Source organism: Sediminispirochaeta smaragdinae DSM 11293 (genome assembly GCF_000143985.1).
GTDB classification, from domain to species: Bacteria; Spirochaetota; Spirochaetia; order DSM-16054; family Sediminispirochaetaceae; genus Sediminispirochaeta; species Sediminispirochaeta smaragdinae.
Genome location: NC_014364.1, coordinates 3,616,120 through 3,635,825, shown reverse-complemented (window position 1 = coordinate 3,635,825; position 19,706 = coordinate 3,616,120). Strand labels below are relative to the sequence as shown.

Annotated in this window: 20 protein-coding genes; 8 read left to right on the top strand and 12 right to left on the bottom strand. The window is 48.9% G+C overall.

Annotated features, from left to right (window positions below):
- Window positions 1–22: 22 nt before the first annotated feature.
- The 4 genes from SPIRS_RS17060 to SPIRS_RS17045 form a co-directional block, all read right to left on the bottom strand.
- The gene (locus tag SPIRS_RS17060) at window positions 23–1,528 is read right to left on the bottom strand and encodes an aldehyde dehydrogenase family protein (protein WP_013255931.1); all 1,506 of its coding nucleotides are present in this window, start codon (window positions 1,526–1,528) and stop codon (window positions 23–25) included.
- Window positions 1,529–1,539: 11 nt separating this feature from the next.
- Entirely contained in the window at window positions 1,540–2,535 is a 996-nt protein-coding gene (locus SPIRS_RS21890; protein ID WP_013255930.1) for a uroporphyrinogen decarboxylase family protein, read from the bottom strand.
- Window positions 2,532–4,469: a TRAP transporter permease gene (locus SPIRS_RS17050; protein ID WP_013255929.1), complete on the bottom strand. Its 1,938-nt coding sequence runs from the start codon at window positions 4,467–4,469 to the stop codon at window positions 2,532–2,534. Before SPIRS_RS17050 ends, SPIRS_RS21890 begins: the two co-directional genes overlap by 4 nt.
- Before the next feature lie 67 nt (window positions 4,470–4,536).
- Window positions 4,537–5,577 (bottom strand): TAXI family TRAP transporter solute-binding subunit, encoded by a 1,041-nt coding sequence (locus SPIRS_RS17045; RefSeq protein ID WP_013255928.1) that lies wholly within the window; start codon window positions 5,575–5,577, stop codon window positions 4,537–4,539.
- A 295-nt stretch (window positions 5,578–5,872) separates the two neighbouring features.
- Between SPIRS_RS17045 and SPIRS_RS17040 the strand changes: the two genes are divergently transcribed.
- From SPIRS_RS17040 to SPIRS_RS17030, 4 genes are all read left to right on the top strand, one after another.
- Window positions 5,873–7,303 carry a non-oxidative hydroxyarylic acid decarboxylases subunit C gene (locus tag SPIRS_RS17040; RefSeq protein ID WP_013255927.1) on the top strand — a complete coding sequence of 477 codons (1,431 nt, stop codon included), beginning with the start codon at window positions 5,873–5,875 and terminating at the stop codon, window positions 7,301–7,303.
- A 4-nt stretch (window positions 7,304–7,307) separates the two neighbouring features.
- Window positions 7,308–7,547 carry a non-oxidative hydroxyarylic acid decarboxylases subunit D gene (locus SPIRS_RS22915; RefSeq protein ID WP_013255926.1) on the top strand — a complete coding sequence of 80 codons (240 nt, stop codon included), beginning with the start codon at window positions 7,308–7,310 and terminating at the stop codon, window positions 7,545–7,547.
- 319 nt (window positions 7,548–7,866) lie between these two features.
- Window positions 7,867–9,579 (top strand): UGSC family (seleno)protein, encoded by a 1,713-nt coding sequence (locus tag SPIRS_RS17035; protein WP_013255925.1) that lies wholly within the window; start codon window positions 7,867–7,869, stop codon window positions 9,577–9,579.
- 29 nt (window positions 9,580–9,608) lie between these two features.
- Entirely contained in the window at window positions 9,609–11,069 is a 1,461-nt protein-coding gene (locus SPIRS_RS17030) for an FAD-dependent oxidoreductase (RefSeq protein ID WP_013255924.1), read from the top strand.
- A gap of 302 nt (window positions 11,070–11,371) precedes the next feature.
- Here SPIRS_RS17030 and SPIRS_RS17025 read toward each other — a convergent pair whose 3' ends face one another.
- The 4 genes from SPIRS_RS17025 to SPIRS_RS17010 all read right to left on the bottom strand — a co-directional run bounded on the left by SPIRS_RS17025 (window position 11,372) and on the right by SPIRS_RS17010 (window position 13,280).
- Window positions 11,372–11,632 carry a Txe/YoeB family addiction module toxin gene (locus SPIRS_RS17025; RefSeq protein WP_013255923.1) on the bottom strand — a complete coding sequence of 87 codons (261 nt, stop codon included), beginning with the start codon at window positions 11,630–11,632 and terminating at the stop codon, window positions 11,372–11,374.
- Window positions 11,625–11,879 (bottom strand): type II toxin-antitoxin system Phd/YefM family antitoxin, encoded by a 255-nt coding sequence (locus tag SPIRS_RS17020; protein WP_013255922.1) that lies wholly within the window; start codon window positions 11,877–11,879, stop codon window positions 11,625–11,627. The genes SPIRS_RS17025 and SPIRS_RS17020 overlap by 8 nt, the downstream gene beginning before the upstream one ends.
- A gap of 130 nt (window positions 11,880–12,009) precedes the next feature.
- Window positions 12,010–12,354 carry an ImmA/IrrE family metallo-endopeptidase gene (locus SPIRS_RS17015; protein ID WP_171814781.1) on the bottom strand — a complete coding sequence of 115 codons (345 nt, stop codon included), beginning with the start codon at window positions 12,352–12,354 and terminating at the stop codon, window positions 12,010–12,012.
- Window positions 12,355–12,599: 245 nt separating this feature from the next.
- On the bottom strand, window positions 12,600–13,280 hold the full coding sequence (locus SPIRS_RS17010) for a GntR family transcriptional regulator (protein ID WP_013255921.1): 681 nt from the start codon (window positions 13,278–13,280) through the stop codon (window positions 12,600–12,602).
- A gap of 291 nt (window positions 13,281–13,571) precedes the next feature.
- On the opposite strand from SPIRS_RS17010, the gene SPIRS_RS17005 reads away from it, so the two are divergent.
- From SPIRS_RS17005 to SPIRS_RS16995, 3 genes are all read left to right on the top strand, one after another.
- Window positions 13,572–14,546 (top strand): dihydrodipicolinate synthase family protein, encoded by a 975-nt coding sequence (locus SPIRS_RS17005; protein WP_013255920.1) that lies wholly within the window; start codon window positions 13,572–13,574, stop codon window positions 14,544–14,546.
- Window positions 14,547–14,621: 75 nt separating this feature from the next.
- Window positions 14,622–15,857, top strand: a complete 1,236-nt coding sequence (locus SPIRS_RS17000; protein WP_013255919.1) for a benzoate/H(+) symporter BenE family transporter — start codon at window positions 14,622–14,624, stop codon at window positions 15,855–15,857.
- A gap of 6 nt (window positions 15,858–15,863) precedes the next feature.
- Window positions 15,864–16,223, top strand: a complete 360-nt coding sequence (locus SPIRS_RS16995) for an AAA family ATPase (protein WP_407635919.1) — start codon at window positions 15,864–15,866, stop codon at window positions 16,221–16,223.
- A 40-nt stretch (window positions 16,224–16,263) separates the two neighbouring features.
- Here SPIRS_RS16995 and SPIRS_RS16990 read toward each other — a convergent pair whose 3' ends face one another.
- The 4 genes from SPIRS_RS16990 to SPIRS_RS22910 form a co-directional block, all read right to left on the bottom strand.
- A complete protein-coding gene (locus SPIRS_RS16990) occupies window positions 16,264–16,569 on the bottom strand; it encodes a nucleotidyltransferase domain-containing protein (protein WP_013255918.1) in 306 nt (101 codons plus the stop codon).
- A gap of 95 nt (window positions 16,570–16,664) precedes the next feature.
- Window positions 16,665–16,817 (bottom strand): hypothetical protein, encoded by a 153-nt coding sequence (locus SPIRS_RS22540; RefSeq protein WP_013255917.1) that lies wholly within the window; start codon window positions 16,815–16,817, stop codon window positions 16,665–16,667.
- Window positions 16,814–17,995 (bottom strand): helix-turn-helix domain-containing protein, encoded by a 1,182-nt coding sequence (locus SPIRS_RS16985; protein ID WP_013255916.1) that lies wholly within the window; start codon window positions 17,993–17,995, stop codon window positions 16,814–16,816. Before SPIRS_RS16985 ends, SPIRS_RS22540 begins: the two co-directional genes overlap by 4 nt.
- Window positions 17,996–18,053: 58 nt before the next feature.
- Window positions 18,054–18,437 carry a M48 family metallopeptidase gene (locus SPIRS_RS22910; protein WP_407635918.1) on the bottom strand — a complete coding sequence of 128 codons (384 nt, stop codon included), beginning with the start codon at window positions 18,435–18,437 and terminating at the stop codon, window positions 18,054–18,056.
- Window positions 18,438–18,938: 501 nt separating this feature from the next.
- On the opposite strand from SPIRS_RS22910, the gene SPIRS_RS16975 reads away from it, so the two are divergent.
- Complete coding sequence (locus SPIRS_RS16975) at window positions 18,939–19,700, top strand: GntR family transcriptional regulator (RefSeq protein ID WP_041866117.1); 762 nt, start codon at window positions 18,939–18,941, stop codon at window positions 19,698–19,700.
- Window positions 19,701–19,706 lie beyond the last annotated feature (6 nt).

Sequence of the window (19,706 nt, the reverse complement as noted above, 5' to 3'; positions counted from 1 at the left end):
CTATGTATGTAAATTGTTCCAATTACGGACTTAAGAAACCTTTAAAAATAATAGTCTTCTCTTGCACCATCTCTCCGAGGGTAATAAAACCTTCCCGTCCCAGCCCGCTCATCTTGTACCCTCCGAAGGGCTGCATCATATTTCGGTATGTTCCGGTCCCGTTAATAACCACATTCCCGGATTCAACTTTTCGGGCTACCCGCATACCCAACTGCCAATCGTTTGTCATGACGCAGCCGGATAAACCGAATTGGCTGGCGTTGGCTATCTCTATAGCTTCATCAATAGAATCGAAACCGATTATCGGCATGACCGGACCGAATATCTCCATATCTCTGGCCACATCCATATCCTTGGTAACGCTGCCCAGGACGGTCGGCTCGAAGAAAGATCCGTGCCTTCCTCCCCCCCAAAGCAGTTTCGCTCCTTGATCGATTGTCATACGCACCTGCTGTTCGACCATCGTTGCCGCCTTCTCAGAGATCAAGCTGTTCATCACCATCTTCTTTCCGGGCTCAAGCTCTGAAAAGTCTTTTTCGATGTAGAGATCAAGCTCATGGGCTATGTCCATGTCGAAACCCATAACGATGGTTTTCACCGCTTCCAGCGCAACCTGCGTGAATTTTTCCAGAACGCTGTTATGAACGATGAAACGCTTAGGCGAAATGCAAACTTGCCCCGCGGAGTTCATCCGCCAGGCGACCGCTTCCTTCGCCGCTTTCTCTATATCCGTGTCGGGTAATACGATGAAAGGATCGTTTCCTCCCAATTCCAACGCACAAGGCGACAGTCTTTTCGCCATACTGGTGGCTATATCGATGCCTACTTCCGTACTGCCGGTCAACGTTACTGCATTGATGCGAGGGTCGTTCACTAAATATTCTCCGATCAGCGACCCGTTGCCGGTAATAACCTGCAGTACATCGCCCGGAATCCCCGCTTCCCACATAAGTTCGACCATTTTCAACAACGCCAGAGGGTTACTCGTCGGCGGCTTAACGATTACCGAGTTACCCGCCGATAAAGCCGGTGCCACCTTGTAGGCAAAAAGCATAAGAGGAGCATTGAATGGTACGATGGCCAATACGGTTCCTATAGGTTCGTGCACGACAAGTTGCAGATCGTTCTCCGTCTTTCCGTCGTGGCCGTTCTCCGTACCTGGAACCAGAACCTTCCCGTCATAGCGTTTTGCGGTCTCAAGATATCCGCGGAACAGATCCGGGATTGCCTGAAACTGGAATAATCCGTTGCGAATACTGCTGCCACTTTCCCGCATCAAGGTTTCGATAATTGTTCTTTTATGTTTCTTCAGAAGCACAAAGAATCGTTCATATATCTTCTCTTTTTCTTTGAGCGGCACCTCGCGCCATTTCTCAAGACCTGTTTTCGAACACGCCAACGCTTCTTCTATATCGTCCTTCGTTGCCAATGGGATGGTATCGATACGTTCGTTCGTTACGGGATTGCAGACCTCGACGGTTCTGCCGTCGCGGGCATCCACCTTCCTGCCGTTAATGAGCATTTTCATTGTTGTTCCCCTTATTGTATTAACGTCGTCCAATCCGGCGGCTCGATTCCTGCCGTGGTCATCTTGGGCGCACTGTGCTGCATGATTTCATCCAGAAAGATCTTTCTCGCTTCTTTCGAAAGAACTGTCTGCCAGGCGACATAACTGCCGTCAGCCGCGAGTTCCTGTAAGACCCGTCTTACCTCTTTGCGGATATCCTCGGGTTCTGCTCCGGGATTATCGAGGATACCGATATTATCGAATCCGCCGGTGAAGGTGATATGCCTTCCGTATTCTTTTTTTAAGGCCGGGGCATCGTTTACATATTGCATGGGATGTATCGCGTCCGCTCCCATTTCGACGATATCCTTGAAAATCGGCCGGATAAAGCCGCAGGAATGGAGCGTATAGAATATCCCCAGATCATGCACGGTATCGATCGCCTTCTTAATATGAGGCTTAATCAGCGTGCGCCAACAGTCGGGAGAGAGGAGCATCGAATGATCCGCTCCGTAATCGTCAAAGACCATAATCGAATCAGGCTTATAATACTGCGCGATCTTCTTGTACATTTTGATACGATACTCGGTAAAGGCTTCAAAGAACTCGAAAACATCGGAAGGGTATTCGAGCAGGGCAATCAGAGCATTCTCGAACCCCATCAGCGCGTGAAGCCGTTCAAAGGGACCGTTGAACAGCTGTACCACGGAAAACTTTTCCCGATCCCAGTTGGCCGTATCCCTGGAGCTGCCCGCTTCCCAATCGTACGAGTCAACATCGGGAAACCGTATTTGTTTTTTCCATGCGCTTATGTCGGTAAGGATTTCCGTTCCCGGTGTTACGATAGGCGCTCCCACTTGCGGAATAAAGGTATACTGCACTCCAAACTCGTCACTCCCCGATGTCTGCCCTTCGTAGCGCTCATTCACTGAAGATTGAAGTGTGACATTGCAATCGACAATAACGTTGGGCGTCCATAGCGGCATTCCATGTCGGTAAGCGATTATCGTGTTTTCTCTGTACGTCATATCAACCGCTCCTTACTGCTGCGGCCAGCCGAGGAACGTACGAGATGAATACCCAATAAAACTACCGCTGCAATGAGACCTCCGAAGGCGAAGGCCGGTATTCTCACAATCGGATATATCAGCATGAAAAGAGAAGCGACAAAGACGCATACCGATTCAATCATGCGCAAATCACTGCCGAGGTACCCGACGAAGGCAATCTCCATTGCAACCGCGCCGAAGAAGATGATCAGAATGTCTGCCCAGAAACCGAAGGACAGCGGATCCCCGATAAGCAGCAACGACGGCGCATAGACGAAAAGAAACGGCAGGAAAAACGCTGTAACTGCGATTTTACATGATTCTATCGCCGTCTTTTTATAATTCGCGTTCGCGATTTGGGCCGCCACTAGGGATACCAGTGCAACCGGTGGGGTCAAAAGAGTGAATGCCGCCGGGTAGGAGATGAAAAAGTGGGCGATCTCGAAAGGAACCCCCAATTTCTGTAGAACCGGAACTGCAAACGCCGCAGCCGTCAGATAGGCTGCCACCGATACTCCGACCATCCCGGCGATGATAACACCAACCCACAGGATCAGTAGTGCCAACAACAGGCTGCCGTGGCTCCAGAGATCGATTCCGGAGGTTAGCTTAATAGCTAGTCCGCTTGATGTGAAGGAGGTGACAAGACACCCAATTATCGCGCAGATACATGCAATTTTCGCTCCGGAAATGGCACCTTCCACAAAACCGAACATAATGTTCTTAAATCGGGGACGATGTTCACGCGGCTGCACAGCGCTAACGGCCAGAATCGTGAGGATTGTCCAGAAAGCCACATTCATGCAGCTGAAACCCTTGGCAAACAGTATGATTATTACCGCCAGAGGAATAATGAAGGCGGCACCTTTGATACGGACGATTTGTTTATCCACAGCCATTTTTTCAATTACCCGATTACGTAAAACCGGATTTTTCAAAGCATGGAGCTGACAATAGAGAACCAATATAAAATAATAGATCAAGGCCGGAACAAGGGCCATTTTGCATATCTGCCAATAAGGAATTCCTGAAAATCCCGCCATGGCGAAAGCCATAATCCCCATCACCGGCGGCAGGATTTGTCCTCCGTTCGAAGCGACAGAATCGATCGCCGCGGCCTGCTCCGGAGTATAGCCGGCTTTCTTCATTGAAGGGATCGTATAAGGCCCCGTAATGGTTACGTTTGCCACCGCGCTCCCCACGATGGTTCCCACAAGAGCGCAATTGATAGAAGCCATCAAGGCTGGCCCCGATTTGAAACGTCCGACGGTCATCTTCCCAAATTCAGAGAAGAACTGTTGGACCCCTGTCGCCTCTATCAGCCCTCCGAATACACAAAACAAAAATATGTAATTTGACGATATTGTCAGGGTCGAATCGTACAATCCCGATTTTAATCCTATCGACATATTCGAGATTACTTTCTTAATCGGCAGGGAAAAGGTAGTGAACGGTTCGGGCAAATAGCGCCCCATGAACGGATAAAGTATAGACACGAGAACTATGCCGGGAATAAACCACCCGTATTCCATTACCGCAGCATAGAATGCAAGTACCAGCAACAGCACGCCGATTATCAGATCGGGGGTGGAATTAAACCATGCATTCATTCGTAGAGAATCAATGGAAGCGATGATGTATACTACACAAATAACTGTTCCTATGATCGCGAGGGAAAAAATTACGTCTCTGCTTTTTTTCCGCTCCTTTTTTGCCATGTTCGATAGAAAAACCAGAAGCAGAGCGAACCCTAAGTGTAAAGTGAGAAAGGCCTCGGTACTTACAAATAGCCATTGTGAGACGGCCATGTGAATAGCTACCATTGCGATTCCGACTGCCGTGATAACTATTTTTATCCGACCGGTATAGGTTGCGGAAAATCCGGTCCCGCAGGTCTCGACTGTATTATCCATAGTTACTCCTTCTTCGTTCCGGCTGAAAAAGGTTTTCAGCCGAAAAACTTAATGGCTCAATCGCCGTTTACTGGCGTTGTCGAATTGGAATAGCGTTCTCCCTGTAGAATTCTTCCGCAGCGGGATGGATATATTCCGGAGTATCGAGCATGGCCATCGTTTCCGGGGTAATATACGCGCCTGTGGGCAAATAGTCCGCGAACTTCGACGTATTGGCCATCATGATGCGGAGGATCTCCTTCACTACTCTGTCAGGTAAGTTTTTATGACAGGACCAGCCCAGATAATCGGCCATAAGCGTAATAGGTTTGTTAAACTCGGGATCGTATTTTCCGGCTGGAATCGTTAATACCCCGGGCATCAGTTCATGGCCCAGGAACTTTTTTGCTTCCAGAAGCGACTTTTTTTCGAAGGAGATATAATTTATCGTATCCCGAGCCATCAATTCTGCCAAAGCGGGATTCGGAGCCCAGTCGGTAGCATCCGGATTCCTCGCGAAACCGCCTCCGATTAAAGCGTCGATCTTATGATTAACCAGGGCTTCGACCGCAGCACCGAACGTAAGATACTCGGACTTCACGTCGATTCCCATTATTTCAAATGTTTTCAATGGAATATCGACTCGTGGCATATTCGGTTTCGTTCCCAGACCGACCTTTTTTCCTTCCAAATCCCGAAGTGTTTTTATCGAGGGATTATTGGTAATAAAGCAATTCGAAACGAGCCCGTAGGAAGCTATTCCCCGGAGATCCTCATTCGGACCATCGAAGGGGGGTAGCCCCAGCAGCACATCCTGAATAATGACGTATCCGATGGCATGAGTCTGCTTTTCCGGGTCGGACAATAAAAGCCGTGCGGTCTCATTCGGTCCCGGGGACTCCATCGCTGAAGCGTGTAGCCAGGTACTGTTCTGGTTAATCAGGTCGGCAAGGGCCACTCCCTGCACATAGGTTGATGTACCGTTTTGGAAGGTATAGATCTCGAGCATATAGGTTCCGTCTTTCGCTTGTCCTGAATCACCTTCTTTCGATCCTTCCGAAAAAGCAAATACATTCAAGAAAATCAAGGCTGCAGCACAAAGCATACATTGAAACTTTCGATTTCTCATTTCCCTCTCCTTTGTTTATTTGGGGTAACGATATTCGATATCAATCATGAAGCCGGTCCACTCTTGCAGGTAGGGGGGGGATCGATATCGCATCACTTGCGGCACTTGGACATTGTAAGCTCAGTTTTTTTAAACAAGCAATTCCGATTTTGAACAAGTTATATTCCATAGCTGAATAAATACCGTGACATGCGGACAATGTATTCATTTATGGAATATATGTGTGCCTACATCTGAATTGCTTATTTCGAGGAGAGACCGTAAGGTTGATGCAAAAATCACACAGAGGGGAAAAATGCTACATCAGAGTTTACGGGATTATCTGGAAGATCTGAAACGCAACCAGCAGTTGATTGAAGTGCGCGAAAAGACCATTCCCGAACCCGGAATACGAACCTATTTACGAGCCGCCGCCAATATGGGGGACGCCGGTCCGGCGATACTGCTGAACAATATTGCCGGATATAAAGGGTATCAGGTTGCAGGAAATGTTCACGGTTCCTGGGCCAACCATGCCCTGCTACTGGGGATGGAAAAGTCCGCAAGTATTCGCGATCAATTTTTCCGTGTCGATGAACTATGGAATACGGCTAAGAAGGGAACAATCAAAACTGTTTCGAACGCCGCCTGCCAGGAAGTCGTGGTAGACAAGGATATTAATCTGTACAAGATTATGCCTTTGTTCAGAATCAATCAGTACGACGGCGGCTTCTATTTATCCAAGGCATGCATAATCTCCCGTGACCCCGACGATCCCGATAATATCGAAAAGGAAAATGTAGGGATGTACCGGGTCATGATCCAGGGGGCGGATACCGTAGGAATGCAGGCCCTTGCCTTTCATGATCTGGCGCGACATCTGAAAACGGCGGAAGAGCGGAACGAACCGTTACCGGTCGCAATCTGCGTTGGCAACCCGCCCCTCCTTTCCACCATGGCCGCAACCCCGCTGGCCTACGATCAGTCCGAATATAAAACCGCCTCCGTAATTACCGGCACGCCTTTTGAAGTGACACCTGCAATAGGGTATCGGTTGAACATTCCGGCCTGGGCAGAGTACGTATTGGAAGGGGAGGTTATACCTCGTAAACGATTTTGCGAAGGACCTTTCGGCGAATTCCCGGGAAGTTATTCGGGAGTTAGAGATCAGATACGAATAAAAATACGCCGTGTAACCCATCGAAAGAATCCTATTTTCGAAAACTTGTTCATCGGCCGTCCGTGGACGGAACACGATACGTTGATCGGTCTGTGGACTTCGGTTCCGCTGTATAAACAATTACAGTCGGAATTTCCGGAAGTCCGCAGCGTAAACGCCATTTATCAGCATGGGCTTTCCATAATCATCTCAACCGACCTGCGGTTCGCCGGCTTCGCTAAAACGGTCGCGATGCGTTTGGCTACGACACCTCACGGCATATCATATGCAAAGAATATCATCGTGGTTGACGGCGATATCGATCCTTTCAATCTTACGCAGGTTATGTGGGCGCTATCCGCCCGCGTGCGTGCGGATAAGGATGTTACCATAATTGCTAATACTCCGGGGATGCCCCTCGATCCCTGTTCTAATCCGCCGGGGGTCGGACAAAAACTGATCATCGACGCGACTACGCCGAAGTATCCGGATACGCTCCGCGATGTTACGATGATTGAGGATCCGCCCTGCACCGAAAAAATAGAAAAGAAACTCGCAGCCCTGTGGGAAGAAGTGAAGAGAGGATAATTGTATGAAATGCGTACGGTGTGCACAAGATCAGGCTACAAAAATTGCGGACGCCCCCGACGGAAGCGGGGCATGGGAGGTCTATTATTGCCTAAGCTGCAACTATGTATGGAGGTCTTCGGAAGAATCGGAAATTATTAATATGTCGGAAAGAAACTCCCACTTTCAATTGCATGCATCGGATCTTGAGCGTCTAACGAATCCGGTACCTATTCCGCCATTACGAAGAAAAGAGCGAGCATAGATGTAATAAGCGATTACGGATGTTTTCCCTGGAGCCCCAAAAAAAGCAGCTCCGGGGGAAGACTTCCGGGCCTCTGTTAAAGATCAAGAACGTTTTTTCCTCCCGATATCCGCACAACCGGTTTGCGTTTTAATCGATCCATCACAGACGATAAAAATTCTACAAGAAATTAATTGCTACATAAAGACGGAAAAAAACTCCGATTCTATTTATTCATTTCAAGAATAAATCAAAGGCAAATCTGAATTGCTGATTTGAAATTCACCCTTTACAGTAATTATCACAATATTTTTATCAGGGAATGAGAAGGAGAACTTGCATGTCTAAAAAATTATATTCTTTATTGGACCCCCGCGGTTTCCAAGAACGTCCGATATTAAAGCTGGCGCCGAGGGTATCCCTTGATGATTTAAAAAAAGGAAAAATTTTATTTTATAATAATACAAAACTTTCTTTCTGCAATTATGGCGAGGTATTCGTACGTATCAAAGAACGGCTGACGGAGCTCGGCATATCGAAGTTCATCGACTACGTTGAAACCGTCCGCGGAAAAAATACCAAAAAACTCAACGAATACGCGGCCATGCTTGCAAAGGAAAAACCCTCAGCGGCTATCGTTGCCTTCGGCGATATGGGGACCTCCGCGGCGACGACCGTGGTAGCAATCGCTCTCGAAAAACTGGGGATTCCGACGGTCTACATGACCGCCCCTCCGGGATCTGCCATCACCGAAGGAGTAGGAGTCTACCGAGCCGGACATCTCTGCCTCTGTTCTCTGGACATTTATCAGGCGAGTACGGTGGATGAAGTTCGTGAACAAGTCGACCTCAAGTGGGATTATATTGTCGACTCCCTAACTGCCCAGGGCGAGAAACTCGAAAAGACTGCACACATAGATTTCAAAATGGACTTAGTGCCTCCGGCACAGGACGGCCTGTTGCCGATCACGCAAAATATTGATGTTGACGAAAGCCGCCTGCTCGAGCCGGGAGCCTATATGGAGGAGATCAACGAATATTTCAATGCGGAACATATAAGCGACGGACTGCCGATAATTCCTCCGACCCGGCGCCGATACGACAATATGATGAGTTACTGTCCCTTTGACGAAAATCTTGTTCTGTGTGAACAAGTAGGTCCCACCGGGAAAAACATAACCGTCAAGGATGTGGCCGTCGCCGCCGTCATGGCCGGTTGTACGCCGAAGGCGATGCCTGTTCTTGTCGCGGCGTTTAAGGCCCTGAACAGTCCGAAGTACAACCTCCTCCAATCGGTCACAACTTCTCATCCGGGAGGCAACCTCGTCCTTGTCAGCGGCCCCATCGCGCAGGAAATCGGAATATCCGGAAAACAGGGTTGCCTTGGCCCCGGATATCCGATGAATGCGACGATCGGACGCGCCGTGAATCTCGTGATCATGAACATCTGCCGTTCTGTTCCCGGCGTCTGCGATCTTGACTGTCTCGCGTCTCAGGCCGAGTTTACCTACTGTTTCGCGGAAGAGCCGGAACTCGCACAGTGGAACATGATAAATGAGGAGCGGTACGACTCCAAGACCACAACGGTTTATATGCTCAAGGCCGAACCGATCCACGACATTATCGATTTCTTAAGCCTTGACGGCCATGATCTGCTCGATACGATCACCCATTGCTGCACGACCCTCGGCTCCAATAACGCCTATATCCCTGGCCCGCTTATTGTCTGCTTGACGCCGGACCACGGCATGATGCTGAAAAAGTCCGGGTACACGAAAAGAATGATTCAGGAGCATATTCACACCTACGCGTACCATGAGGTTCCCATGGTACGGGATCGCGGCTTGGTCCCGGTTCGTCCGGAAGGCTTTGAACACCGCCACCCCATGCCTGTGACCCGATTTCCAGAGGATGTGGAGGTAGTTGTTATCGGCGGACGTGGCGGACATTCCGCGGTAATCCTTCCCTGGGCGCTTCACAGCGAAGGCTGCGTTGAGCCGGTTGTGCTTGCCAATGGCAAACCGGCCAAGAGCATCGAAGAATTCCGGAAATAACATACGACGATAAAAGGAGAAAAGAAAGAATGAGCTATAATACGGTATACGACGTCATTGTGTGCGGGGGGGGGACCTCCGGCGTATCCGCCGCAATTTCAGCGGCGAGAAACGGAGCGAAGACTCTGCTCGTGGAACGTCTTGGAGCGTTGGGCGGGCAGATGAGCACCTCCGGCCCTCCGGGATTCGCCTATGCCCGACTCTTCAATCCTCAAGGGAAACGGGACGTTGGCGGCATCGTGGAAGAAACCTTTCAGCGGCTTTTAAAATCCGGTCATGCTCTGCCCCATTTACGGTATCCTTTCCGCGAAAAAGCCGGTTACACATTTTCCTATGTAGATCCGGACTGGTGGACCATGCTCATCTTCGAAATGCTCGAAGATGAGAAAGCCGAACTCCTCTTGGATACCCTCGTCGTCGGCGTAACGAAAGAGAAAGATACCGTTACCGGCATAGTCGTTGAAAATGCCAACGGCAGAAACGAGATAAAAGGAAAGATCGTAATCGACTGCACCGGCGAAGGTTATGTCTCGGCCCATGCCGACTGCGAAATGGCATGCGTCAGCCGGGAGGACATTCAGCCACACACCTTGTCGTTCACCGTCGATGGTGTCGACTGGGATGAGCTGCTTCAGTATATCCGCAATCATCCCGATCAGTTTTCTTATAAACAGCTTATCTATCCCTGCAACGACAGCAACATGGAAGACATCTATAAGGTATACAGTACATGTCACGATATAACCGAAATGGGCGAAATCATGGGCTTTTACGAATTGCGTGATATGGCGTTGAAAAACGGTGATTGGCATCCCTACAGTGGAGCAGGATTCTTCCTTACACCGAAAGAGGGGGGGCACATACAGGCCCATTTTCAGCACTCATCCCAGGTGGACCATTGCCTTCCCACCGACGCATGGGATCTCACAAAGTGCATGGTCGAATGCCGAAAGCAGAATATGATCGCCTGGCGGTTCTTTAAAAACTATGTGCCCGGATTCAAGAACGCCTATATTACAAAGGTCAGTACCGAACTCAGGCTGCGGGAAGGACCACGGATTGTCGGCGATTACGTGTTGACAAGAGACGATGTGGAGGAATGTCGACAATTCAGCGATACGATCGGGAAAAGTTCCTTCAAAGCCGGTTCGTATCATGTGGCATCCATGGATACCCTTGCCGTGTGTGCCAAATACCGCGATGATCTGGCCTACCCCAAAGACGGAGGATCCTATGATATCCCCTACAGGGTACTGGTCCCGAAAAAGGTGGAAAACCTGCTCGTCGCCGGAAAATGTGTTTCCACCGACCGACCGGCATATCTGCGCTACCTCCATCAAACCATGGTAACCGGACAGGCGGCAGGAACGGCCGCGGCACTATGTGTGAGAAAAAGCGTGACGCCCCGGGTGCTGGAAAAGGACGTAAACGAACTGCAGAAACTCCTTGCCGACCAAGGGGCGATTCTTTACGAACCTACCGAGAGTTAGATAGGCCTGGAAAAAATAATGACAGCAGCCGCCTTCCCGCACAAGTCGAGGAGGCGGCTGCCTTACTATTCAGGGTTCTGCGTACAACCGTTTCTTACAGAGAAAAAACCTGTACCTACCAACGTATAGACGCCGGGCTGGGCATGATCTCGAATATTTGCCGATACGCCTGCACAATGCAAGGAAGAGGCCAAAATCATTATTTGCCATGATTTGCTGGGTGTAACCAAGGGTTTGGTTTCAGCTTCCTGGTTACAGTTGGTTAAGCTATCCGGGATCTATCTCAAATCCCGGGAGCCATTTCACTCATCAGAATAATGGAATCTGCACTGAATAATGGTGATCGAATCATCATTGTAGGTGTAAACCAGTACATCTTTCTTGTTGATATGCCGGGAGAAGTAACCTGAGAGGTCTCCCTTTAAGGGTTCTGCTCCTTCTTCCGGCGTTCGTCGTGCGGTCTTTATTAAAGTATTAATCTTCTTCAGTGTTTTGCGGTCTTGGCCTTGCCAGTACTCATAGTCTTCCCATGCAGACTCATGCCAGTTGACCCCTCTACTCATCTATAAGGTCTCGCTGGATAACTCTCCCGGCCTTTACGTCGCGGGCAGCCTTTAACAGGCGGCTGGCATTCTCAGGTGTACTAAGCAGGTGGTTGGTGGTTGTCCAGCCATTGTAATCTGCGAGGGACATCACCACTACATCTCGGCCTTCCTTTGAGGTGATGACAGTTTCTGTAGAGGTATCTACAACGTCATCAATCAGTTGCCTGAGATTGTTCCGCGCATTGGTATAGGTCATTATTCTCATGACATCCTCCTATTACAATATACTGTATGTTCAAGATTCTGTACAGCTTGTGAGTGGAGAATATCTCCTAATTTATTATCCAAAATCCTCCCATTCGGCAATACATTCCATCATTTGCTCGGATGACAAGTTAAGGAACTCGGCTGCTCAGCCGGTCAGCATAGAAATCGAAGGACTTTAGAACGAAGGGCATACCTGCAGTTTCTTCCCACTCAGAGTTAAATCCCTGCTCAGTCATGAGGAAGTATTCGGCGAACAAATCCGCTTCCTTCTCCTGTACCTTATCTTCGGATCGTGCTTTCCCACCATAATCCGACAAGTGTGTCAAAAGATGGCCGAGTTCGTGAGCAGTACTGAATCTCTTGTGTTCGATGCTGCTCGCCGGACCCTTATCGTCTTCGCCAACTGATAAGCCATTAAAGGCGTCCGAGGAGTAGGAAAGGAGCAGGATCCTTATTCCATAGTTTTCCAGCAAGCCGCAGATATCGTGAATAGGTTCATCCGCTTTCAGCCCGGATATTGGTTGCCCAAAACATCGGCAAGTTTCATTATGGGCGTTGGGCAACGTCTACTTTCAGAGGCCGTCCACTGTTATTTCCGCTATCTTGGAGATCTCTGCGACTCGAATCTGTCATTTATATTCGTAATAAACAAAGACTCTTACTTCCGCGATGGGTCCGGTGTATTGTATCACCGAGAATTATTTCCCCAGATCGCTCTTTATAATGTTTTGCAGAAATCGTTGGTGCACTCGCGTAAATGGGCTTCCATAAGGGTGCGCGCCAACGCCCCGTCCTTCTTCTCGATAGCGGTGAGGATTTTTTCATGCTGCTCAAGCGAAACATCATGTCTCTCCAGAAGAAAGTCGACGCTCGCCGCCTGGTAGCTTACGTTGTCCCAGAACTGCTTGATGAGGGAGATGAGCCGTTCCATCTTTGAAAGGCCAGCAATCTCTAAATGAAATAGTCGATTACATTTCGCGTATTCGATGAAATCATTCTTTTCCGCGGCGACGATACCGTCCGAGTAAATCTTTTTTAGTTTTCTCATATCAGCTTCCGTGCGCTCTTTTGCTGCCATCTCCGCCCCAAGGCCTTCAAGAACCGCACGTATAAGGAAGTTTTCCTGCACTTCAGCGAGATCCGGGTTTCGTATCCTACAGCCAACTTGGGGAATGATTTCGATGAATCCTTCTTGTTCGAGCTGCTTGAGTGCCTCGGTCACGGGTGTTCTGCTCAAATTGAGTGCTTCCGATATTTTATACGACGAAAAGACTTCATGAGGTCTTACTGATCCGCTAAGTAACCACTCTTTGATCTGGCTGTATGCTATTTCGCTTCTCTTGGCCGACGATATTCCCAAATCATTTCTTCCTATTCCACTTATACTATCATGATACATGAAAACTGTAATCCGGTCCACCTATCATGATGCACGTCACATTTGGTATTAGCAATAGCAGAAAAGAATATTTCTACTGTTCCGAATCCTGGTGATTAAAGGGTCACAATTCTTTTCCTCGCAGTCAATTGAAAGCCAAACTATGGGAAAAAGTAAGCACCGGCATAAACACAAGGATTTTACCGGCAAAAGGGCATGCATACCACCAGGATTCCGAACACTACAAAAAATGTTGACATTGGAATACTAGTATGTTAGCATGCTAATGTCAACATTTATAGGAGGTTTTTTATGAATCTGAAGTTCAGAGCACAAGATGTCCGTGGAATTTTCAACATTATGCCCACGCCGGCTACTGAGAACGCGGCGCGATGGGATTGCGAGGATTCGGTGGATTATGAGGAGTCTGCCAGGATAGTCAATATGCTCATTGACAACCATGTGGATGCGATCTTAACTAATGGCACGTTTGGAGAGGGTGCCTCTCTGACAGAAACTGAATGGAGGAAGTTTAATCAAACGGTGATCTCCACGGCCAATGGAAGGGTACCCGTATTCTCCGGAGCTACAACTCTCAACACTAGAGATACGATCAGTCGTTCCAGAGAAATGATGGCCATGGGAGCCACAGGTCTATTCCTCGGACGACCCATGTGGCAGGAAATGGACGAAGATGCAATCATAGGCTTCTACAGCGATATAGCGGAAGCTCTTCCCGATGCACCCATTATCGTGTACGACAACCCCGAGGCATTCAAGGGCAAGCTAACGCCCAAGATGTATGGAAGGCTGGCCAAAATTCCCAATATAGTCGCATCCAAATACATATCCGTTGGCCCTCAATATCTCGCCGATGTCGAAGCGGCCGGTGACAATATTGTCATTATGCCCTTGGATAGCGACTGGTATTTCGCGTGGAAATGGGCGCCGAAAAAGGCTCCAGCCATATGGACCGGAAGTGGCAATTGTGGCATGGCACCGCTCCTTGCCCTAAAGCATGCTATTGAAGTCGGGGATGACGCCCTTGCGAGAACCATAACTTTCGAGATTCGCGATGCGTATAAAACACTTTTCCCGCGAGGCAACTTTCACGAATTTTCCATTTACAACGTCCAGCTTGAAAAGACTCGTTTCAACGCATCAGGTTTGGTCAAGGTGGGTCCCAGCAGGCCTCCCTATAATCGGATATCAGAGGACATCGCCCAAGGCGCGGTTATAGCCGGACAGAAGTACGCCGCGCTTCAGAAGAAATATGCGGGTAACTAACGGGCGTTGGGTTGATAAGATATCGTCGCGTCCTAATCCAAAACGCGATAGCATCCACTATGATAGGAGGCAACTATGCTAAATATGGAAAAAGGGGTATCGATTGGGAAATCGGCAAGAGATTTCGGGAAAAGTTTGACGCCTGCCGGGATAGGCGTGTCCATCGCCGCTACGTTGTTCGGAGAAGGCCCTGTTTTCCTGCTTCTGAAGCTTTTGAACGATGCTAACCTCGCCGACAACGTGGCGATCTCGTGGCTGACAATTATTTTTGTCGTGGGCGGAATCCTGACGCTTTTTTTTTCCTTGTACTACCGGCAGCCGGTGCAGTTCGCATTCTCGATACCGGCTATCGCGATTATCGCCGGTGCCTTGCCGCGATATGCCTTTAGCGACATCCTGGGGGCAATCACCCTGTCCGGCTTCTTGGTCTTCCTCTTAGGCGTAACAGGTCTCTTCAAAGCCTTCCTGCGATACATTCCGACACCCGTTATTCAGGGTATGATAGCAGGGGCCCTCGTACCCTTCGGGATTGCGATTATAAAAGCGATAGCGGTTGAACCGATTGTGGCTGGAGGCACCTTCCTCGTCTTTATTGTCTTCAGTCTTTTCCCTGCAGTTTCGCGCAGGTTCCCACCCATATTGAGCGCGCTGATCCTTGGCTTTGGCATCGCCCTGCTGGGTGGAAAAGTAAACCTGGGCGATATCAGCTTCCAATTTTCCTCACTAACCTTCATTGTACCGACGTTTAACATGACAGCCATTCTCGAACTGACTATTCCGCTCGCGCTGCTAACGGTGGGATTCGGCAATATCCAGGCGATCGGAATATTAAAGACCCAAGGGTACAATCCTCCGGTCAACGCCTTTGTCGTACTCAGCGGAATCGGGACTATTATCAACTCGTTTTTTGGAGGTCACAATACCGTGGTCGGAGGTCCGACCGTCGCGATGATGGCTGGGCCGGAGGTAGGCCGCGAGGAAGAGAGATATTCCGCTGCTGTGCTTACGGGCATCCTGATGGTAATCATGGCTGCCATTTCTCCGTTGGTCATATCCTTCACACGGGCAGTTCCCACGTCATTCATAGATGTTCTTGCGGGTATTGCAATGGTGACTGTGATAGCCAACAATTTCTCGCAGGCTTTCAGTTCTAACCTGAAGATGGGAGCCCTCTTCGCCTTCCTTATCACTATGAGTCAGATAAAGATACTCAACGTTGGATCTCCTTTGTGGGCGATTCTCGGAGGGACGGTCATCTCTCTCCTTCTTGAACGAAAAGAGTATCTTAAGGCCATCCATGGAATGAAATAGTCTTACATATGGGGGAATGTTCTTAGACGTGCCAATTACACGCGGACATACCTTTGTAGGAGCGAGGCGATGAGATTCAACGCCTCGCTCTCATCTTGCCGCCGCGATCGGACTGGAGACCGCCGGACGACGCTTTACCTCGCGATTCACGAACGGGTGCTCTCGCTGCACAAACTGAGTCGGGTCCATACGGTTCTCGTGCTTGATGAGGGGCACCTGCTTTCCAATGGCATGCTCAAGGAACTCAGGTTGCTGTCCAACTACGAGATCGATTTCCTCAACGGTGATCTCGAGTCTCGTATGAGTCCTAATTCGGAAACGCACTTAACCTGGCCTGCAAGAGCGGAATTCCATAAGTTGCCATGATTTACCAACTGTAACCAGGGGTTTTGTGTCAGTATTCTGGTTACACCGCAATTCCCTCTGCTGCGATTATATGTTCCAATGAACCATTCCCGTGGCTCCGAGAGACGTAATCAGGTTCGGAGAGAACAAATATATCCATGGCCATGGAAAGGTGCTTTCTGGCTTCTACACGAATATCATATATCAGGTCAAAGGGGTCTTTGGACAAAGATGGGAATACCGCACACAAGTCCAGATCGCTGTCCGTGCTGGCGTTACCGGTCGCTTGAGATCCAAACACAATGAAACGTGCTTCGGGGAAGATCTGTTTTAACTTTTCTATCGCCTTAACGATATTCTTATCCATTATACTTCCTTTTATCTGAATTATACCGAAGAATGATGAGAGATGCAATTTGTTCCGGGATGCCTCGTCGGCGATATCTTCCGGGGAGGAATGCTCTATTTTTCGGCTTCAAAGAACTCTTCCCGTAGAGCCCTGAACACTGAATCGACATCGAGGAGGTTCCTCTGTTGCAGATCCTTTTCTCCCTCAGCAAGCATATGAAGCAAATCTTCCCGGGCACTATTTCGTTCGTGTGTTTCCTTGTTCATTGGCCAAACTCCTCCCACTCGGTAATCCGTTCCATCATTTGCTCGGTAGATAAGTTAAGAATCTCAGCCGCCCGCGAGATGGAAATCTTCTCTTCCTCTACGGCTCGCCTAACGAGGCGGACTAAGCGATCGGCATAGAAGTCAAAGGGCTTTAGTCCGAAAGGCTCTGATCCTTCGGGAAAGGGTTCTTCCTTAAAAGACAACTTCTTGTTGTACTTGGCTTCATAGAGCTGCTGGAAGCGCAGCCATATCATGTCACTGGCAATCCCTTTCTGCTTTAGGCGGTAGAGGACGGTCTTATAGCTGACTTTGAAGATACTCTTGATCTTCATGACCCGCTCTACAAAGGGCATACCGGCAGTTTCTGCCCACTCAGAATCAAAGCCCTGTTCGGGCATGAGGAAGTATCCAGCAAAGAGGTCCGCTTCCTTTTCCTGAACCTTGTCTTCAGAGCGTGCTTTCCCATCGTAGTCCGACAGGTGCATAAGTAGATGGCCTAGTTCGTGCGCAGTACTGAATATCTGACGCTCGATGCTGATACGTTCCCAAGTATTGATGATTATAGCCGGACCTTTATCGTTTTCGCCAACGGATAATCCATTGAAGGCGTCTGAGGAGTAGGGAAGGAGCAGGATCTTGATGCCACAGCTCTCCAGCAAGCCGCAGATATCATGAATGGGCTCGTCAACTTTCAGGCCGATAATCCTTCTCGCTTCTTCTGCGTACTGGATAGGAGAGAGTTTCCCTGAGGTCCCTGCAAGTTTATGTAGTTTATATTCTTCTTTATCCAACAGCAGCGCTTCAAGGAAAGCAAAATCATTCAGCCATTTGGAGACCTGGGCCAGGATCTGCTCTCGCCTGTTCATCTTGCTTCTTGCCCGGAAATGTACTGCGGAGAGTTCCCCGATGGGCTTAACAAGATCCTGAAGCCGGCAGTCCAAGGCCTTACTTATGGCCCGTAGAGTGTTAGTCCTCGGCAGTCCCTTCTTCCTTTCAATATTCTTGATAGCAGGAAGGGAGATCCCTGATAGCTCGGAGAGATCGTGCTGAGTAAGCTTCTTCTTGCTTCTGTAACGTTTAATATTGGATGAGCTGGGCTGGCCAACTGTCAAGGAATACTGGAGGGTTGAAAGAATGCCTATAAGTCCTCGTCCAATATCAGAATCTACGATGTCCAACTATCCGGAGTTTCCGGATAGTTCAGTTGGTATCAAAGCTACCTACTTTATATCAGATTTACTCCTTCCATTCCTCAGCTGCCAACGGCAACTCGTTAAGTTCCATCCGCGCTTCCTTCCAGGAGGGGTAGACCTCAGTAATTAGATTGACGAATCTGTCATTATGAGTTGGTTCCAAAAGGTGGATCATTTCATGGACGACGACATACTCAATCAGATCCTTTGGCTTCTTAACAAGTTCGGTGTTGAGGCGGATGTTTCCCTGTCTGTGATTACAACTACCCCACTTTGTTTTCATCCGTTGTAGATAATAGGCCGAGACGGAAACGCCGATCTTCGGTCCCCATTTGCTAATGAGCTGGGGGATGAACTCGTGGAGTAGAGACTTATGCCATTCGTGGATGATCTCGGCCCGTTTCGTGGAGGTGCTTCCTGGTCGAATGGATAGGGTGATTCGTTTGATAATAATTTTTGTATATAGTCGATTACTTATACGTCTATATCCACAGTTTATATCGCATTAAGGTATTCATTTTAGTAGAATTAGGTATGGAAGGAAAGTCTGAGGCGGGGGAGTTGAACCCCCAGGCCATCTATCATTGATAGTTGAATCTTTCTATAATCTATCCTTCCTGAACCAGTGTCCTCAGATAGTGGCCTTACCCACCCCGACCAGGAATAAGCTACAAAATAAAAAACGTTTCAATCTACCCCCCAAATGCTCTGCTAAATACCTAAGTACTTGCTCAGCAAGGATTGGTAGGATTACTTCCAGAAGCAACCATTCAATGCAATATAGGAAATTGATACTACCCCTTTCATGAGGCCCCGTCAACTACAGATGAAATAATCTCCACTTAACCGACTCAACAAATAAAACTTGACGGCTCTCAAAAAGGAGATGTATACTGACCACTGTCGTCAGACGACCAAGGAGATTGTTTTGAAATTAAGTCGTATTCCTTCACGAAAACCCCTTTATCAGGAAGTACAGGAGGAGATCCTTTCTCTTATCCGCGATTGGGACGAGGAGCGACCGATTCCAAGCGAAGCGGTGCTCTCCGAGCAGTTTGGGGTCAGCCGGTCGACGGTCCGGGAGGCGCTTCAACGTCTGGAGAACGCGGATGTCGTATACAAGCGGCATGGGGTAGGGACCTTTGTGCGGCCGCAGTCAAACGCGATCGCCACGGCGATGAACTATCTGCACGGGATAGAACGGATTATCCGCAGCTCCGGAAAGGAGCCTTCCTTTGGCCGTCATGAGGTGAGCGTCATCACCTTTGATGAGCACATTCGTGAGGTCTTTAGTGACGAACGGGTAAAGAGAGGGGTGCGAGTGGTTCGTGTGTATCTTGCGGACGGTACACCCACACTCTACGCGGTGAGTTACATCCCCGAGACAATTCTCGATGGCGATCTGGAGTCGGCAGCCGAGAAGATAGAGCGGCTGGGGCGCGCAGGAGAGAGTCTGTTTTCCATCTTGGCGGCCGCTTTCCAACACTCGGTGGACTATGCGGTTACGCGGATTCGGGCCGTCATGCCGAGCGACGCGATTTTCGCAGAGCTCAACTTTTCGCAATCCGAGCCCTGCATCAAGTTAAATCAAATACATCACGACCGAGACGGGCGAGTGCTCATCTATTCGGAGGATGTTCTGGATCCTGAGGTGTTTGAGCTTATCGTCTTGAGAAAATCCATAAGGTAAGGGAGA

Bases quoted from the DNA above. Each gene is read 5' to 3' on its own strand.
- SPIRS_RS17060 (WP_013255931.1), bottom strand. From the start codon at position 1,528: ATGAAAATGCTCATTAACGGCAGGAAGGTGGATGCCCGCGACGGCAGA.
- SPIRS_RS21890 (WP_013255930.1), bottom strand. From the start codon at position 2,535: ATGACGTACAGAGAAAACACGATAATCGCTTACCGACATGGAATGCCG.
- SPIRS_RS17050 (WP_013255929.1), bottom strand. From the start codon at position 4,469: ATGGATAATACAGTCGAGACCTGCGGGACCGGATTTTCCGCAACCTAT.
- SPIRS_RS17045 (WP_013255928.1), bottom strand. From the start codon at position 5,577: ATGAGAAATCGAAAGTTTCAATGTATGCTTTGTGCTGCAGCCTTGATT.
- SPIRS_RS17040 (WP_013255927.1), top strand. From the start codon at position 5,873: ATGCTACATCAGAGTTTACGGGATTATCTGGAAGATCTGAAACGCAAC.
- SPIRS_RS22915 (WP_013255926.1), top strand. From the start codon at position 7,308: ATGAAATGCGTACGGTGTGCACAAGATCAGGCTACAAAAATTGCGGAC.
- SPIRS_RS17035 (WP_013255925.1), top strand. From the start codon at position 7,867: ATGTCTAAAAAATTATATTCTTTATTGGACCCCCGCGGTTTCCAAGAA.
- SPIRS_RS17030 (WP_013255924.1), top strand. From the start codon at position 9,609: ATGAGCTATAATACGGTATACGACGTCATTGTGTGCGGGGGGGGGACC.
- SPIRS_RS17025 (WP_013255923.1), bottom strand. From the start codon at position 11,632: ATGAGTAGAGGGGTCAACTGGCATGAGTCTGCATGGGAAGACTATGAG.
- SPIRS_RS17020 (WP_013255922.1), bottom strand. From the start codon at position 11,879: ATGAGAATAATGACCTATACCAATGCGCGGAACAATCTCAGGCAACTG.
- SPIRS_RS17010 (WP_013255921.1), bottom strand. From the start codon at position 13,280: ATGTATCATGATAGTATAAGTGGAATAGGAAGAAATGATTTGGGAATA.
- SPIRS_RS17005 (WP_013255920.1), top strand. From the start codon at position 13,572: ATGAATCTGAAGTTCAGAGCACAAGATGTCCGTGGAATTTTCAACATT.
- SPIRS_RS17000 (WP_013255919.1), top strand. From the start codon at position 14,622: ATGCTAAATATGGAAAAAGGGGTATCGATTGGGAAATCGGCAAGAGAT.
- SPIRS_RS16990 (WP_013255918.1), bottom strand. From the start codon at position 16,569: ATGGATAAGAATATCGTTAAGGCGATAGAAAAGTTAAAACAGATCTTC.
- SPIRS_RS22540 (WP_013255917.1), bottom strand. From the start codon at position 16,817: ATGAACAAGGAAACACACGAACGAAATAGTGCCCGGGAAGATTTGCTT.